Raw genomic sequence first — 15,641 nt, forward strand, 5'->3', positions numbered from 1 at the left:
GAACTGACCCTCGTCGGGCTACTCTCCCGCCGAGGTCTTCAGGGCGGCGTCCGCGGCCTTCAGAACCCCGGCGGCCACCTCGATGCCCTCGATGCGGGCCAATTCGGTGTCCTCGTGCTCGATGTTGACCAGCATGTCGGGATCCACCTCGTACAGAGCGCGCAGGAATTCGGTCCAGTAGGCCGTGTCGTGGCCTCTTCCGAGTGCGACGAAGTCCCACGACGAGTCCGACGGCCATTCGTTGGCCCACTCGTCACCCCCGAGATTGGTGCGCGACTCCTCCGGTGACAACCGACGGAAGCCGTTGTCCAGCACACCGTTCAGGGCCACCTGACGCGCGTTGACGCGGACGTCCTTGGCCGCGGCGTGGAACACCGGTCACCGAGGTGGCGCACCACCTGCACCGGGTCCATCTGCTGCCAGAACAGGTGTGAGGCATCGAGTTCGACCCCGACGTTGGTGGCACCCGTGAGGTCGAGCAGGTGGTGGATCGACGCGCAGTTGAAGACGAGATTCTGCGGGTGGAGCTCGAGAGCCACCTTCACGTCGTGATCAGCTGCGAGCCTGTCTGTTTCGCGCCAGAAGTCGGTGGCGACGCCCCATTGGTAGTCCAGGACGTCGAGGGCCGCCGAGTTCCAGGCGTTGACGATCCAGTTGGTCCGGGTGCTGCCTGGCTCCCCGCCGGGCAGGCCAGACATCGTGACGACGCGGTGCTGACCGAGTCTCTGCGCCAACCGGATCGAGCGGCAGACGTCCTCGGCATGTGCGACGCCGATGGTCGGGTTGGGATGCAGGAGGTTGCCGTTGCAGTTGAGCCCGGCGATGGACACGCCGGTGCCCTCGAATATTCCGAGATAGTCGTCGCGGGCGGTGTCGCTGACGAGGATGTCGTCGAAGGTCGGTACGTGCACCGGGGGCAGGAATCCACCGGTGTTGATCTCGATGCCGGGCAGAGGCCGGTCGTGCAGGACGGCGTCGAAGCGGCTCGTGTCGACCGCCCGGCCCCCGACCGGACGGAACCCCGCCGACTGTAGGGCCGACGGGGTTTCGTCGTAGTGCTCCTACTTGCGGGCCAGCTCGTGGCTCAGCGCCTCGAGTTCGTCGCCACCTGCCATCTGCTGAGTCAGGTGCTCGAGGGTGATCTCGTCGTAACTGCAGTCCAGCTTCTGACGCCCTCGGTTGAGCAGCACGAAGTGATCGCCGACCATGTGGGCATGGTGCGGGTTGTGGGTGATGAAGATGACGCCGAAACCCTGTTCCTTGGCTGCGGTGATGTACCGCAACACCATTCCCGACTGCTTCACGCCGAGTGCGGCGGTCGGCTCGTCGAGGATCAGGACGCGGGCACCGAAGAACACGGCGCGGGCGATCGCCACGCACTGCCGCTGACCACCGGACAGCGACCCGATGGGAGCGTCGACGTCGGGGAGGTCGATGCCCATCTTGTGCAACTCGGAGATCGTCGTCGCGCGCATCGCGTTGATGTCGAGCGACTTCAGGATGCCCTTCTTCCTGAGCTCCTGGCCTAGGAAGAAATTGCGCCACACGGGCATGAGCGCGACGACCGCGAGGTCCTGGTAGACCGTCGAGATGCCGTTGGCCAGTGCGTCCTTGGGCGAGTCGAACGTCATCGGCTGCCCGTCGACGAGCAGTTCACCCTCGGTCGGCTTGTGCAGGCCGGCGATGATCTTGATCAGCGTCGACTTGCCCGCGCCGTTGTCACCCAGCACGCCGGTCACCTGGCCGGCGCCCACGGCGAGGTTGATGTCCTTGAGCGCGATGATGTTTCCGTAGCTCTTGCCGACGCCCTTGAGTTCGATCAGGGGCACGTTGCCGCCGGCCGGGGTCTCGGAGATCGAGGATTCAGCAGTGGTGGTCATGTCGGATTCCTACCTCTTCGCCGCGTAGTTGCGGAAGGCGTTGTTGGCGATGACCGCGAACAGAAGCATCGCGCCCAGGAAGAACTTGAACCAGTCCGGGTTCCACCCCGCATAGACGATGCCCTGGTTCGTCATGCCGAAGATGAAGGCGCCGATCAGCGTTCCGATCGCGGTGCCGTAACCACCGGTGAGCAGGCAGCCACCGATGACCGCCGCGATGATGTAGAGGAACTCGTTGCCCACGCCTTGGCCGGACTGAATCGTGTTGAAGGAGAACAGCACGTGCATGCCGACGAACCAGGCCGCGAAGCCCACGCACATGAACAGGCCGATCTTCACCTTGTTCACCGGCACACCGACTGCGCGTGCGCTGTCCAGATTGCCGCCGACGGCGAAGATCCAGTTGCCGATGCGGGTCTTGAACAACACGTAGGTGGCGATGACGGTGAAGAAGATCCACCACAGGACGGTGATCCTGACCGACACCCCGAAGATGTTGAACGACGATGCGAACACCGTTCTCGCGGAATCGAATCCCTGCATGTCGGCGACGTTGGACGAGGCCACCTGCCCCGTGATCAACTTCGTCACGGCCAGGTTGATGCCGGTCAGCATCAGAAAGGAACTCAGCGTGATCAGGAACGACGGGATCTTCGTCTTCATCACGAGATAGCCGTTGAGGAAGCCAATCGCCAAGGACACGCACAGCGCCAGCGCCGCCCCCACCCACAGGTTGAGATGCAGGTTGTAGGAGAGCATCGACGCGGCCAAGGCGCTGGTGGTGACGGCGACACCGGCGGACAGGTCGAACTCACCGCCGATCATCAGCAACCCGACCGCAACGGCCATGATGCCGATCGTCGAACTGGCATACAGCACCGTGGCCAACGCCTCCGGACTGCGGAACGGCGGAGCGACGACGCAGAAGAAGATGAAGATTCCGATTGCGCCGACCAAAGCGCCCATCTCGGGGCGAATCAACAAGCGCTGAAGTCGATTTTGTTCCTTGACCCGCTCGTCGGTGACGACTTTGTGCGTCCCGAGGTCGAGATCTGCCTGGGTTGTCATGTTCTCCCTTTCGAGCCCGACTAGCGGGTTCCGGCCTCGGCCAGCGCCGCGATTGAATCGATGTTGGTCTTGTCGATGAAGGAGGGACCGGTCAAGGTCGGCTGGCCGCCGCCGATGACGTTCTTGTTGTTGAGGTATAGCCACAGCGAGTCCACGGCCAGATAGCCCTGCAGGTAGGGCTGCTGGTCGATGGCCCACTGCACGCTGCCGTCCTTGATGGCCGAGACCAGGGCGGCGTTGGTGTCGAAGGTCGCGACCTTCGCGTTGCTCCCCGCGGCCTTGGCCGACTGGACCGCGCTGAGGGCGAATGGAGCACCCAGCGTCACGATGTGGTCGATAGTGGGATCGGTCTGAAGCTTCGCGGTGATGGTCGACTCGACCGAGGGCATGTCCGTGCCGTTGACGTTGAGGTTCTCCACCGAGCCTCCGCCCATGCCCGCCTTGACGCCGGCACACCGGGCCTCCAGGGACACCGAGCCTTGCTCCTGCACGACGCAGATGGCCTTCTTGGCACCGTCGGCGGCGAGCCGCTTGCCGGCCGCCTCCCCGGAGATGCGCTCGTCCTGGCCGAAGTACTCCATGACGCCCATGCCCTGCCACTGCTCGATGCCCGCATTCAGGGCGACGACGGGAATGCCGGCGGCGACGGCACCCTTCACCGCGGACTCCATCGCGTCCGGCTGAGCCAGCGTCACGGCGATGCCGGCCACCTTGCTGTCGGTCGCATTCTGGACCAGGTTGGCCTGATTGGGGCCTTCCTTGTCAGAGGAGTACTTGAGTTCGATGTTGTCCTTGTCGGCGGCGGCTTGCGCGCCCTTGCGGATCAAGTCCCAGAACGTGTCTCCGGGCGCTGCGTGGGTCACCATCGCGATCGTGACACGCGGGGTGTTGACTCCGCCCCCGCTGCCGCCGGCACCGCCGGCGTCGGCGGGCTTGCCGCCCGTGCTCGAACACGACGCGAGCGCCAGGGCGACAACCCCTGCTCCAGCGGCAATTGCCAGCCGATCGAACTTCATCGTCTCTCCTGTCTGCGAGTGCCGTGGGACACGGCCTGGAGACGATGTAATACGGGTCACATCAGAAAGTCAAGACTTTGTTCGGACATTAGGACTGCAGGTCATATGCAACGTGCGCCGCGGAGTTTGCCAGAGCTAGCGGTCGACCAGCGTGGTCTCGAAGTAATACCGCGAGGCTCGGTAGCAGTGGTCGCCATACTCCACGGCCCTGCCCGAGTCGTCGAAGGCGGTGCGACTCATCGACAGCAGTGGGGCGCCGGCCTTCTCCGCCAACAGCCGTGCCTCGTTCCTCGTCGCCGGCCGAGCCCCGATCCGCTGTCGCGCCAGCCGTATGTGCACGCCCCGCGCCCGCAGCGCCTGGTAGAGGCCGCTGCGCTCGAGTTCGTCGGCCTCCGGGGCCAATTCGATCGGCAGATAGTTCACCATCACCGCCAGCGGCTCGCCGTTGGCTCGGCGCAGCCGCTGGATCGTCACGATCTCGTGGCCGCTGGTCAGGTTGAGCTGCGTGGCAACCTCGTCGTCGGCGTGGCCGATCTGATAGTCGAGGAGTTCGGTGGAGGGCTCCTGACCTGCGCGGGCGAGATCGTCGAACAGGCTGGTCAACTCGACGCGACGGTGGACGGGGTTCTGCACGACCTGGGTGCCCACGCCCCGCTTGCGCACCAGCAGACCCTTGTCGACGATCTCCTGAATGGCCCTGCGCGTGGTCGGGCGTGACAGCGAGAGGCGCTTGGCGAGGTCGAGCTCGTTCTCGAAGCGGTCACCCGGAACCAGGTGACCGTCCCGGATGGACGCCTCGATCGCCTGTGCCAGTTGGTAGTACAGCGGCACGGGGCTCGATCGGTCGAGCTCTACCTCCAGGGGCACGACGCCTCCAGCCTCGGATGACCAGACAAAGTGGTGATTAGGGTAACACCGTAATGACGGCAAGTCAGAATGTCAGGACAAAGTCTTGACACAGGTGAGTGACGCGAGGCACAGTCTTGGGGAGTCCATCACCAACCGCCTCGGGAGTCGACTTGTCCACCTCATCGCCCTTCGACGTACTGGCCATCGGTCGCAGCGGCGTCGACGTCTACCCACTGCAGATCGGCGTCGGCCTCGAGGACGTCGAGTCCTTCGGCAAGTTCCTCGGCGGCAGCGCCGCCAACGTCACGGTCGCCGCCGCCCGACTCGGCAATTCCGCGGCGCTGATCTCCGGCGTCGGCGACGATCCGTTCGGCCGGTACGTCCGCGCCGAATTGGCCCGCCTCGGGGTCGACAACCGCTACGTCGCCACCCATGATGCGTTTCCGACGCCGGTGACGTTCTGCGAGATCTTCCCGCCCGACGACTTCCCCCTGTACTTCTACCGCAAGCCCAGCGCACCCGATCTGCAGGTCACGCCCGAGGAGATCGACACCGAGGCCGTCCGCTCCGCGCGGCTGTACTGGTCGACGGTGACCGGATTGTCCGAAGAGCCAAGCCGCAGTGGGCACTTCGCGGCGTGGGAGGCCCGCAATCGCGCACCGCTGACGGTACTCGACCTCGACTACCGGCCGATGTTCTGGGAGAGCCCCGCCGCGGCGACCGAACAGGTCCGGCGCGCGCTCGCCCACGTCACCGTGGCCGTCGGCAACCGTGAGGAGTGCGAGATCGCCGTCGGCGAGACCAACCCGCACAAGGCCGCCGACGCCCTCCTCGACCTCGGCGTCGAACTGGCGATCGTCAAGCAGGGCCCCCGGGGCGTGCTCGGCAAGACCAAGCACTCCTCGGTGACCGTGCCGCCCAACGAGGTCGACGTCGTCAACGGTCTCGGTGCCGGAGACAGCTTCGGCGGCAGCCTGATTCACGGCCTGCTCCACGGTTGGTCGCTGGAGAAGACCCTGCGCTACGCCAACGCCGCCGGCGCCATCGTGGCGTCGCGGCTCGAATGCTCCACCGCCATGCCCACCGCCGCAGAGGTCGCCGAACTCGCCGAGCGGACCGCCGAGGAGGCCGTCAATGTCTAGCACCGAGACCGCCCTGTGCCGGGACTACGCCCAGGTGACCGATCTGCGTGCCGCCGACCCCGGTGCGGTCGCCCGTGCCTGGGACACCAGGACCACGCGTCCGACCGTGCGCGGCGACGGCCGGCTGATGATCGTCGCCGCCGACCACCCCGCCCGCGGTGCACTGGCGGTCGGCAACCGTCCCACCGCGATGAACAGCCGCACCGATCTGCTCGACCGACTTCGGGCCGCACTCGCCGAACCCGGCGTCGACGGTGTGCTGGCGACCTCGGACATCCTCGACGACCTGCTGCTGCTCGGCGCGCTCGAGGACAAGGTGGTCTTCTCCTCGTTCAACCGCGGCGGCCTGGCCGGCGCGGCGTTCGAACTGGACGACAGGATGACTGGGGCAACTCCCGAGTCGACCGCGGCCGCGAAGATGAACGGTGGAAAGATGTTGTGCCGCATCGCTCTCGACGATCCCGGTACCGTCGCGACCATGACGGCGTGCGCCCAGGCCGTCGACGAGCTCGCCGCCCGCGGCCTCATCGCCATGCTCGAGCCGTTCATGTCCAGCCGCGTCGGCGGCAAGGTCCAGAACGACCTGAGCCCCGACGCCGTCATCAAGTCCGTGCACATCTGCCAGGGTCTCGGCTCGACCTCGGCCTACACGTGGATGAAGCTGCCCGTGGTGCCCGAGATGGACCGCGTGATGGAGTCCACCACCATGCCGACGTTGCTCCTGGGTGGCGATCCCGCGGACCCCGACGAGGCGTTCGCCTCCTGGGAGAAGGCCCTGGGCCTGCCCTCGGTACGAGGACTCATCGTCGGACGCACGCTGCTCTACCCCGCCGACGACGACGTGAGCTCCGCCGTCGCCACGGCCGTCTCGATGGTGAGGTAGCGCATGCACAGCGACCTCTACATCCCAGCCCGCAGCGCCGAGCTGCCCTACACGGTCGACGTCACCCCAAAATCTGCCGGCTGGACCGAATCCTCCTTGCAGATAATCGAATTGGACGACAGTCAATCCGCCGAGCTTCACACCGGCGGCACCGAGGTGATGATCCTGCCGCTGGCCGGCGGCGGCACCGTCGAGTGCGATGGCGTCACCTTCGAATTGGCACCGCGCGCATCGGTGTTCGACGGCCCGTCGGACATGGTGTACCTCGGCATCGGCCAGACCTACGTGCTCGCGGGCGAGGGTCGCTTCGCCATCTGCGGAGCGCGCGCCAAGAACTCCTTCCCCAACCGACGGGTCGCCGCCGCCGACGTGTCGGTCGAACTGCGCGGCGCGGGGAACTGCAGCAGGCAGGTGCACAACTTCGGCACCGCGGGCGTCTTCGAGGCCGACTCCTTGATCGCCTGCGAGGTCATCACCCCCGGCGGCAACTGGTCGAGCTACCCCGCCCACAAGCACGACGAGAACACCGCGACAGAAAGCGAACTCGAGGAGATCTACTACTTCGAGATCGACGGGGGCCCGGACGGTTCACGCGGCTTCGGCTACCACCGGGTGTACGGCAGGCCCGACCGCCCGATCGAGGTGCTCGAAGAGGTGCGCACCGGTGACGTCGTGCTGGTGCCGCACGGCTACCACGGCCCGTCGGTCGCCGCCCCCGGCTACCACATGTACTACCTCAACGTGATGGCCGGACCGGGCGTCGAGCGCGCCTGGAAGATCGTCGACGACCCGGAGCACGCGTGGCTCCGCGGCACCTGGGACGACCAGGCGGTCGATCCCCGCCTTCCCCTGCACGCCCCGAGAGGAGCCTGACCATGGTGTCCACCGCACCCAAGCGCGCCGAGAAGGTCGCCGACAGCGAGGCGACCGTGCGACTCACCGTCGCCCAGGCCACCGTTCGCTTCCTCGGCAACCAGTACGTCGAGCATGACGGCATCCGCACGAAGTTCTTCGCCGGCGCGTTCGGCATCTTCGGGCACGGCAACGTCGCCGGCCTCGGCCAGGCGCTGCTGCAGGACGAAATCGATGCAGCCACGGCTGGTTCCGAGCCGTCTCTGCGCTACGTACTCGGCCGCAACGAGCAGGCGATGGTGCACAGCGCGGTTGCCTATGCGCGCCAGAAGGACCGACTGCAGACGTGGGCCGTCACCGCCAGCGTCGGACCCGGGTCGACCAACATGCTGACCGGCGCCGCGCTGGCGACCATCAACCGGTTGCCGGTGCTGCTGTTGCCGGCCGACACCTTCGCCACCAGGGTCAGTTCCCCCGTGCTGCAGGAACTCGAACTGCCGTCCTCCGGCGACGTCACCGTCAACGACGCGTTCAAGCCGCTGTCGCGGTACTTCGACCGGGTGTGGCGACCCGAGCAGCTGCCCGCCGCCCTGCTGGGCGCCATGCGGGTGCTGACCGATCCCGTCGAGACGGGCGCGGCGACCGTGTCGATCCCGCAGGACGTCCAGGCCGAGGCCCACGACTGGCCGGAATCGCTGTTCGCCGAACGCACCTGGCACGTGGCCCGCCCGCTGCCCGAGCGATCGGTGATCGCCCGGGCGGCCGACGTCATCCGGTCGGCCAAGAAGCCTCTGATCGTCGCCGGCGGTGGCGTCATCTACTCCGACGCCACCGATGCGCTGGCCACGTTCTGCGAGAAGACCGGCATCCCGGTCGGTCAGAGCCAGGCCGGCAAGGGGTCCCTGCCCTACGACCATCCGCAGTCGGTCGGGGCCATCGGCTCCACCGGTACCACCGCGGCCAACGCGCTGGCCACCGAGGCCGACGTGGTCATCGGAATCGGCACCCGCTACAGCGATTTCACCAGCGCCTCGCGGACCGCGTTCAACAATCCCGACGTGAAGTTCGTCAACGTCAACGTCGCGTCGATCGACTCGGTCAAGCAGGGCGGGGTCAGCGTCGTCTCCGACGCCCGCGAGGCCATCGAATCGCTCGGCGTTGCGCTGGGCGACTACTCCGTGAGTGACGAATACCGCACGCGGACGGCCGATCTCGCGGGGAAATGGGACGACACCGTTTCCGCGGTGTACAAACTCGACGACGACGTGGCGCTGAACCAGAACCAGGTGATCGGCCTGGTCAACACGCTCTCGGATCCCCGCGACGTCGTGGTCTGCGCCGCCGGTTCGATGCCGGGGGACCTGCACAAGCTCTGGCGCACCCGGGACCGCAAGGGTTATCACGTCGAATACGGCTACTCCTGCATGGGATACGAGGTGGCCGGCGGCATCGGCGCCAAGATGGCCGAGCCGGACCGCGACGTGTTCGTCATGGTCGGCGACGGCTCGTACCTGATGATGGCCACCGAACTGGTGACCGCGGTGCAGGAGAACGTCAAGGTCATCGTGGTGCTGGTGCAGAACCACGGCTTCGCCTCCATCGGCGGGCTCTCGGAGTCGTTGGGATCGCAGCGCTTTGGCACCTCGTACCGCTACCGCAGTGACGACGGCCGGCTCGACGGCGACAAGCTCCCCGTCGACCTGGCCGCCAACGCCGCCAGCCTCGGCGCCGACGTGATCCGCGTGGTCACCGCCGCCGAGTTCACCGACGCGGTCAAGGTCGCCAAGGCCAGCGATCGCACGACCGTGATCCACGTCGAGACCGACCCGATGATCTTCGCCCCCGATAGCGAATCCTGGTGGGACGTACCGGTCTCGGAGACATCCACCCTCGAGTCGACCCAAACCGCCTACGAGCGGTATGCCGACTGGAAGAAGATCCAGCGACCTCATCTCCGCCCCTCCGACAGCTCTGAGGCATCGTCATGAAGATCGCACTGGACCCGACCCCGTTCCACCACGACTACGAGCTGCTCGAATTCCCGCGCGTGGTGGCCGAATTGGGCTTCGAGTACCTGCAGCTCACCCCGCACCGGGACTTCATCCCGTTCTTCAACCACCCGCGGGCCGACGACGACCTGGTGGCCAAGTTCCGCAAGGCGTGCGAGCACGCGAACGTGGGCATCGCCTCGGTCCTGCCGGTGCTGCGCTGGTCGGGTCCCGACGAGGACGCCCGCGAGGCGGCCGTGCGGAACTGGAAACGCGTCATCCAGATCACCGTCGACCTCGGCGTCGACGTGATCAACACCGAATTCTCCGGCCGGCCCGAACGCGCCGAGGAATCCGAGCGGGCGTTCTTCCGGTCCATGGAGGAACTGATGCCGATCTTCGAGCGCGAGGGCATCGACGTCCGCGTCGACCCGCATCCCGACGACTTCGTCGAGGACGGCCTGGAAGCAGTCCGGATCATCCGCGGCGTCAACTCCCCCAACCTCGGCATGGTGTACGTCGCGTGTCACTCCTTCCACATGGGAGGCGACATGACCGCGATCATGAGGGCTGCGGGCGACAAGCTCCGCCTGGTGCACGTCGCCGACACCATGGATCATCATCGCAGCCATGGACTTCGGTACATCACCAACCCTCCGGGCAACGCCGCCCGGGTGCATCAGCACCTCAAGATCGGTGACGGCGACGTCGACTGGGATCAGTTCTTCTCCGGCCTCGCCGAGATCGGCTTCTACGACCGCCCCGACACCGTGATGGTGTCCTCGGTATTCGCCGAGGACGAGAACGCCCACGAGGTGTCGCGTTACCAGCTCGCCACCATGACCGACTACGTCACCAAGTACACGAAATGAGAAACGACATGACCACCATCGGCCACTGGCTCGACAACGAGGCGTTCTTCGGTGACGGCTCCGCCACCGCCCCCGTCACCAATCCCGCGACCGGCCAGGTCACCGGTCAGGTCGTCCTCGGCAGCGTCTCCGACGCCCGCACGGTGATCGACGCGGCGGCCGCGGCCTTCCCCGCCTGGCGCGACACCAGCCTGGCCAAGCGCACCAGCATCCTGTTCGCCTTCCGAGAGCTGCTCAACGCCCGCAAGGGTGAGCTGGCCGAGATCATCACCAGCGAGCACGGCAAGGTCGTCTCCGACGCCCTCGGTGAAGTCAGCCGCGGCCAGGAAGTCGTCGAATTCGCCTGCGGCATTCCGCATCTGCTCAAGGGCGGGTTCACCGAGAACGCCTCGACCAACGTCGACGTCTACTCGATCCGTCAGCCATTGGGACCGGTGGCGATCATCTCTCCGTTCAACTTCCCGGCCATGGTGCCGATGTGGTTCTTCCCCATCGCCATCGCCACCGGCAACACCGTCGTGCTCAAGCCGTCGGAGAAGGACCCCACCGCCTCGCTGTGGCTGGCCGAACTGTGGAAGGAGGCCGGCCTGCCCGCCGGCGTCTTCAACGTGCTGCAGGGCGACAAGACCGTCGTCGACGAGCTGTTGACCAACAAGGCCGTCAAGTCGGTGAGCTTCGTCGGCTCGACGCCCATCGCGCAATACGTCTACGCCACCGGCACCGCCGCGGGCAAGCGCGTCCAGGCTCTCGGCGGCGCGAAGAACCACGCGGTGATCCTGCCCGACGCCGACCTCGACTTGGCCGCGGATTCGATGGTCAACGCCGGCTTCGGCTCGGCGGGTGAACGTTGCATGGCCATCTCCGCGTGCGTGGCGGTCGGCCCGATCGCCGACGACCTCGTCGCCAAGATCGCCGAGCGCACGACGCCGTTGAAGATCGGTGACGGCACCAAGGACACCGACATGGGACCGCTGGTCACCAAGGCCCACCGCGACAAGGTGGCCTCCTACATCGACGCCGGTGAGGCCGACGGGGCAAAGATCGTCGTCGACGGCCGCAACGTCTCCGCCGACGGCGGGCAGGACGGCTTCTGGCTAGGCCCCACGCTCATCGACCACGTCACCCCCGAGATGAGTGTCTACACCGACGAGATCTTCGGTCCGGTCCTGTCGGTCATCCGCGTCGAAACCTACGACGAGGCACTGGAACTCATCAACTCCAATCCCTACGGCAACGGCACCGCCATCTTCACCAATGACGGCGGCGCCGCGCGGCGGTTCCAGAACGAGGTCGAGGTCGGGATGATCGGCATCAACGTACCCATCCCGGTTCCCATGGCGTACTTCAGCTTTGGCGGCTGGAAGGCCTCGCTGTTCGGCGACAGCCACGCCCATGGTACGGAGGGTGTGCACTTCTTCACCCGCGGCAAGGCCGTCACCAGCCGCTGGCTCGATCCCAGCCACGGCGGCATCGAGCTGGGCTTCCCGCAGAACGCCTAGCCTTCACCCCGTCGAGTGTGCGGTGAGATCGCCAAATCGGGTGAAATCCCGATCTCACCGCACACTCGACGCTGGCGGCGCTGTGATGGGATGGTCCCCATGCCATTCGCCGAACTGCACCTGCACCTCGAGGGCACCCTCGAACCGGAGACCATCCTGCGCCTCGCCGAGCGCAACCGGATCGAGCTGCCCTACGCCGACGTCGACGAGCTCTCGGCGCAGTACGATTTCTCCGACCTGCAGTCGTTCCTGAACCTGTACTACGCCAACATGGCCACGCTGCAGACCGCGGCCGACTTCGCCGAGATGACCGACGCCTACCTCGCCAGGGCCGCCCGCGCCGGGGTCCGGCACGCCGAGGTCTTCCTCGACCCCCAGGCCCACCTGAGCCGTGGGATCGCCCTCGAGGAGGTGATGGACGGCGTCTCGACGGCGCTGGCGTCGTCGCTGACGAACCACGGCGTCAGCAGCGGCCTGATCATCGCGATGCTGCGCGACCACAGCGCCCAGTCTGCGATGGACGTCCTGGATGCCGTTGTCGCACTTGGCAAGCCGATCCTCGGAATCGGACTGGACTCCGCCGAGGTCGGGCATCCCCCGTCGAAGTTCGTCGACGTCTTCGCCAGGGCACGTGCCGAGGGTCTGCACCTGGTGGCGCACGCCGGTGAGGAAGGTCCGCCCGCCTACATCTGGGAGGCGTTGGACCTGCTTGGCGTCGAGCGCGTCGACCACGGCATCCGCTGCCTGGAGGACGACGCCCTCGTCGAGCGCCTGGTCACCGATCGGACGCCGCTTACGGTGTGCCCGTTGTCCAACGTGCGACTGCGCGTCGTCGACGACATCGCCGACCACCCGCTGCCCGTCATGCTCCAGAGGGGGCTCAACGTCTCGGTCAACTCCGACGACCCCGCGTACTTCGGCGGCTACCTCGACGACAACGTGACCGCGGTGCGCGACGCGCTGGGCCTCGACGACGCGGCGCTGACGACGTTGGCGCGCAACTCCGTCACGGCCTCATTCGCCGACGACGCGCGCAAGGCCGAGTTGCTCGCCGAGATCGAGACGGGCTAGCCCCGTCAGCACGTCGCGCCCGCCGCGGGCACGGTGAGGTCGACGAGGTACTTGGTGGCCGCCTCGTCGACGCAAGAGTTTCCCTCGAACACCACGGTGTGTTGCGTGCCGTCGAAGGTCAGCAACGCGCCGTGCAGTTCCTTGGCCAGGTTGACCCCGGCCTGATAAGGGGTCGCCGGATCGTGCGTCGTCGACACCACCAGGACGGGCGGCAGACCGGGTGCGGCGGCCGTATGGGGCGTCCCCGTCGGCGGCACGGGCCAGAACGCGCAGTCGTCGAGCGGGGCGTTGCCGGTGAACGGCCCATAGCTCATGAAGGGAGCCACCTTTCGCACTTGGCGGTCCTCGTCGACGACCTTGGCCCGGTCGGTGACGGGCGGCCGGTCGACGCACGTGACGGCGATCTGCGCGTCGCTGGAGTTCGCATAGTGACCCTGCGGGTCGCGTTCGGAGTAGTCGTCGGCCAGTGCCAACAGCGTGTCGCCGTGCCCCTGCGCGAGTTCGGTCAGCCCATCGGTCAGGTGCCCCCACGTGCTCGGCGAGTACAGCGCCATCGTGGTGCCGGTGATCGCGTCGCCGTAGCTCAGTCCCCGCGGATCGTGGGTCGGCGCCGGCTTGGCCACCAGCGGGTCGACCAGGTGGTGGTATTCGTCGACGGCCTTGGCCGGGTCGGTGCCGAGCGGGCAGGTGGGCTTCTTCGCGCAATCCGCGGCGTAGTCGTCGAAGGCCTTCTGGAAGCCGGCTGCCTGGTTGACCTCGGCCACGACCGGGTCGGCATCGGGATCGACGGCGCCGTCGAGGATCATCGCGCGCACCTTGTCGGGGTAGGCCTCGGCATAGGCCGAGCCGATCAGCGTGCCGTAGGAGTAACCCAGGTAGGTCAGCTTCTCGTCGCCGACCGCCGCGCGCAGCGCGTCGAGATCCTTGACCACGCTGGCAGTTCCGACGTTCTCGAGGAACTCCTTGCCCATCCGGTCGACGCAGCGCTGCACGAACTGCTTCTCGGTGTCCTCGATGCGGGCGACACCCGCGGGGCTGTAGTCGACCTGCGGGTCGGCGCGCTCGGCGTCGGCCTCGGCGTCGGAGTTGCAGCGCACCGCCGGCGTCGACGACCCGATCCCGCGCGGGTCGAACCCGACCAGGTCGAATCGCTCGCGGATCTGTGGCGGCAAGCTCTGAAGCATTCCCAGCGCGGCGTCGACCCCCGACTCCCCCGGACCGCCCGGGTTGACCATCAGCGACCCGATCTTCTCGCCGGTGGCAGGAAAGCGGATCAACGCCAGGTCGGCGGTGCCCGCGTCGGGCTTCGCGTAATCGACGGGCACCGTGAGCTTTCCGCACTGCGCGTCCTTCGGGAGCTGTGCGTCGCCGCCCCCGGACACCACCTGACACGGGCCCCACTGCACGGTCTCACCGGCACGCTGGGCACCGGCCTCGGGCTTGCCGCCGACGGTGCCGCCGCAACCTGCCGTGGCGAGGCCGAGGACGGTCACGGCCGCCAAGACGAACACTGACCGACCCACGCCGCGACGGTGATTCCAGCTCATCGGCCCCATGCTGCCAGGGACACCTGGGAGAACCTGGCGACCGTGGCACACCGGCGCGTCAACCGCGCCGTGGGCGGGTATGTCGCCACGGCCAGAGTCAGGACCATCAGGGGATGGTCGAGGTCCGCGGTTGAGTCGACCTCCCCGGGCACGCCGCCTCGTGGGATGACACGCTGACGCCGTGCCGACTGAACCCACCACCGTCATTCGATCCGCTACCCCGTCGGGTGCCGAACTGGCCACCCTGACCTTCGACCACGGCCCGTTGAATCTCTTCGACCAGGCCATGTTCGACTCGCTGGCGGCCAACGTCGCAGAACTCGTCGCCAACCCACCCCGCGCCGTGCTGCTGCGCGCCGAGGGCAAGGTGAACTCTGCGGGCGTCGACGTTCACGTCTTCGAGGGCTTGACCGAGCAGCAGGGCGCCGACCTGTGGCGCACGCTGTTCAACCAGATCATCGCGCCCATCGAGGCGCTGCCCTGCCCCGTCGTGTTCGCCGCGCACGGCCTGACGCTGACCGCGGCGTTCGAGATCGCACTGGCCTGCGACGTCATCCTGGCCGGGCCGCGCGCCAAGTTCGGGCTCGTCGAGACCGTCGTCGGGCTGACACCGTCCATGGGCGGACCGCAGCGTCTCGCCGAGCGCGCCGGATCGGGGCGGGCCCGGGAGTTGGTCATGACGGGCGACGTGTACGACGCGGCCACGATGGCGGCGTGGGGCGTGGTGAACGCCGTGCACGACGACGTCGAGTCGGCGGCCCGCGCGTTGACCGACCGTCTGGCCGACGGACCGACTAAGGCACACGCCGCCACCAAGCAGATCGTGGCGGCGTGGCGCTCGGGCGGTGTCGGTCACGCCGACGCCGTCACCCCCGAGGTGTCGGGTGCGCTGTTCGCCACCGACGACCTCAGGCGCGCCGTCACGAGCTTCCTCGAGAACGGACCGGGCAAGGCGACCTACCAGGGGCGGTAGG

13 protein-coding genes and 1 pseudogene are annotated in these 15,641 nt (G+C 67.2%); 8 read left to right on the forward strand and 6 right to left on the reverse strand.

Translation table 11 applies throughout. The features are described 5' to 3' along the window. Positions 1–18: 18 nt before the first annotated feature. From ABZ195_RS11210 to ABZ195_RS11230, 5 genes and pseudogenes are all read right to left on the reverse strand, one after another. A pseudogene (locus tag ABZ195_RS11210) lies at positions 19–947 on the reverse strand (sugar phosphate isomerase/epimerase); the annotation flags it as partial. Positions 948–1,061: 114 nt separating this feature from the next. After that, a complete protein-coding gene (locus ABZ195_RS11215) occupies positions 1,062–1,880 on the reverse strand; it encodes an ATP-binding cassette domain-containing protein (RefSeq protein WP_355217585.1) in 819 nt (272 codons plus the stop codon). A 9-nt stretch (positions 1,881–1,889) separates the two neighbouring features. Then, complete coding sequence (locus ABZ195_RS11220) at positions 1,890–2,948, reverse strand: ABC transporter permease (RefSeq protein ID WP_355217587.1); 1,059 nt, start codon at positions 2,946–2,948, stop codon at positions 1,890–1,892. 20 nt (positions 2,949–2,968) lie between these two features. Beyond that, positions 2,969–3,964 (reverse strand): substrate-binding domain-containing protein, encoded by a 996-nt coding sequence (locus ABZ195_RS11225; RefSeq protein ID WP_355217589.1) that lies wholly within the window; start codon positions 3,962–3,964, stop codon positions 2,969–2,971. Positions 3,965–4,099: 135 nt separating this feature from the next. After that, positions 4,100–4,831: a GntR family transcriptional regulator gene (locus ABZ195_RS11230; protein ID WP_355217591.1), complete on the reverse strand. Its 732-nt coding sequence runs from the start codon at positions 4,829–4,831 to the stop codon at positions 4,100–4,102. 152 nt (positions 4,832–4,983) lie between these two features. Here ABZ195_RS11230 and iolC point away from each other — a divergent pair, with 152 nt between their 5' ends. The 7 genes from iolC to ABZ195_RS11265 all read left to right on the forward strand — a co-directional run bounded on the left by iolC (position 4,984) and on the right by ABZ195_RS11265 (position 13,120). Next, the gene (gene iolC / locus ABZ195_RS11235; protein WP_355217593.1) at positions 4,984–5,955 is read left to right on the forward strand and encodes a 5-dehydro-2-deoxygluconokinase; all 972 of its coding nucleotides are present in this window, start codon (positions 4,984–4,986) and stop codon (positions 5,953–5,955) included. After that, a complete protein-coding gene (locus tag ABZ195_RS11240; RefSeq protein ID WP_355217595.1) occupies positions 5,948–6,838 on the forward strand; it encodes an aldolase in 891 nt (296 codons plus the stop codon). The genes iolC and ABZ195_RS11240 overlap by 8 nt, the downstream gene beginning before the upstream one ends. Positions 6,839–6,841: 3 nt before the next feature. Then, a complete protein-coding gene (gene iolB / locus ABZ195_RS11245) occupies positions 6,842–7,711 on the forward strand; it encodes a 5-deoxy-glucuronate isomerase (RefSeq protein ID WP_355217597.1) in 870 nt (289 codons plus the stop codon). A 2-nt stretch (positions 7,712–7,713) separates the two neighbouring features. Further along, positions 7,714–9,678: a 3D-(3,5/4)-trihydroxycyclohexane-1,2-dione acylhydrolase (decyclizing) gene (iolD, locus tag ABZ195_RS11250; protein ID WP_355217599.1), complete on the forward strand. Its 1,965-nt coding sequence runs from the start codon at positions 7,714–7,716 to the stop codon at positions 9,676–9,678. Then, a complete protein-coding gene (locus ABZ195_RS11255; RefSeq protein WP_355217601.1) occupies positions 9,675–10,550 on the forward strand; it encodes a sugar phosphate isomerase/epimerase family protein in 876 nt (291 codons plus the stop codon). Before iolD ends, ABZ195_RS11255 begins: the two co-directional genes overlap by 4 nt. 8 nt (positions 10,551–10,558) lie before the next feature. Next, entirely contained in the window at positions 10,559–12,049 is a 1,491-nt protein-coding gene (locus ABZ195_RS11260; protein WP_355217603.1) for a CoA-acylating methylmalonate-semialdehyde dehydrogenase, read from the forward strand. A 90-nt stretch (positions 12,050–12,139) separates the two neighbouring features. Next, complete coding sequence (locus ABZ195_RS11265) at positions 12,140–13,120, forward strand: adenosine deaminase (protein WP_355217605.1); 981 nt, start codon at positions 12,140–12,142, stop codon at positions 13,118–13,120. A 5-nt stretch (positions 13,121–13,125) separates the two neighbouring features. On the opposite strand, the gene ABZ195_RS11270 is transcribed toward ABZ195_RS11265, so the two are convergent. Beyond that, positions 13,126–14,643: an alpha/beta hydrolase gene (locus tag ABZ195_RS11270; RefSeq protein WP_355217607.1), complete on the reverse strand. Its 1,518-nt coding sequence runs from the start codon at positions 14,641–14,643 to the stop codon at positions 13,126–13,128. Between the two features lie 205 nt (positions 14,644–14,848). On the opposite strand from ABZ195_RS11270, the gene ABZ195_RS11275 reads away from it, so the two are divergent. Next, the gene (locus ABZ195_RS11275; protein WP_355217609.1) at positions 14,849–15,640 is read left to right on the forward strand and encodes an enoyl-CoA hydratase/isomerase family protein; all 792 of its coding nucleotides are present in this window, start codon (positions 14,849–14,851) and stop codon (positions 15,638–15,640) included. The last annotated feature ends 1 nt before the right edge of the window (position 15,641 follow it).

The organism is Mycobacterium sp. NPDC006124, assembly GCF_040614235.1.
GTDB lineage: Bacteria > Actinomycetota > Actinomycetes > Mycobacteriales > Mycobacteriaceae > Mycobacterium.

Excerpts from the sequence above, each read along its gene's own strand:
- ABZ195_RS11215 (WP_355217585.1), bottom strand. The coding sequence starts at position 1,880 with ATGACCACCACTGCTGAATCCTCGATCTCCGAGACCCCGGCCGGCGGC.
- ABZ195_RS11220 (WP_355217587.1), bottom strand. The coding sequence starts at position 2,948 with ATGACAACCCAGGCAGATCTCGACCTCGGGACGCACAAAGTCGTCACC.
- ABZ195_RS11225 (WP_355217589.1), bottom strand. The coding sequence starts at position 3,964 with ATGAAGTTCGATCGGCTGGCAATTGCCGCTGGAGCAGGGGTTGTCGCC.
- ABZ195_RS11240 (WP_355217595.1), top strand. The coding sequence starts at position 5,948 with ATGTCTAGCACCGAGACCGCCCTGTGCCGGGACTACGCCCAGGTGACC.
- iolB (WP_355217597.1), top strand. The coding sequence starts at position 6,842 with ATGCACAGCGACCTCTACATCCCAGCCCGCAGCGCCGAGCTGCCCTAC.
- iolD (WP_355217599.1), top strand. The coding sequence starts at position 7,714 with ATGGTGTCCACCGCACCCAAGCGCGCCGAGAAGGTCGCCGACAGCGAG.
- ABZ195_RS11255 (WP_355217601.1), top strand. The coding sequence starts at position 9,675 with ATGAAGATCGCACTGGACCCGACCCCGTTCCACCACGACTACGAGCTG.
- ABZ195_RS11260 (WP_355217603.1), top strand. The coding sequence starts at position 10,559 with ATGACCACCATCGGCCACTGGCTCGACAACGAGGCGTTCTTCGGTGAC.
- ABZ195_RS11265 (WP_355217605.1), top strand. The coding sequence starts at position 12,140 with ATGGTCCCCATGCCATTCGCCGAACTGCACCTGCACCTCGAGGGCACC.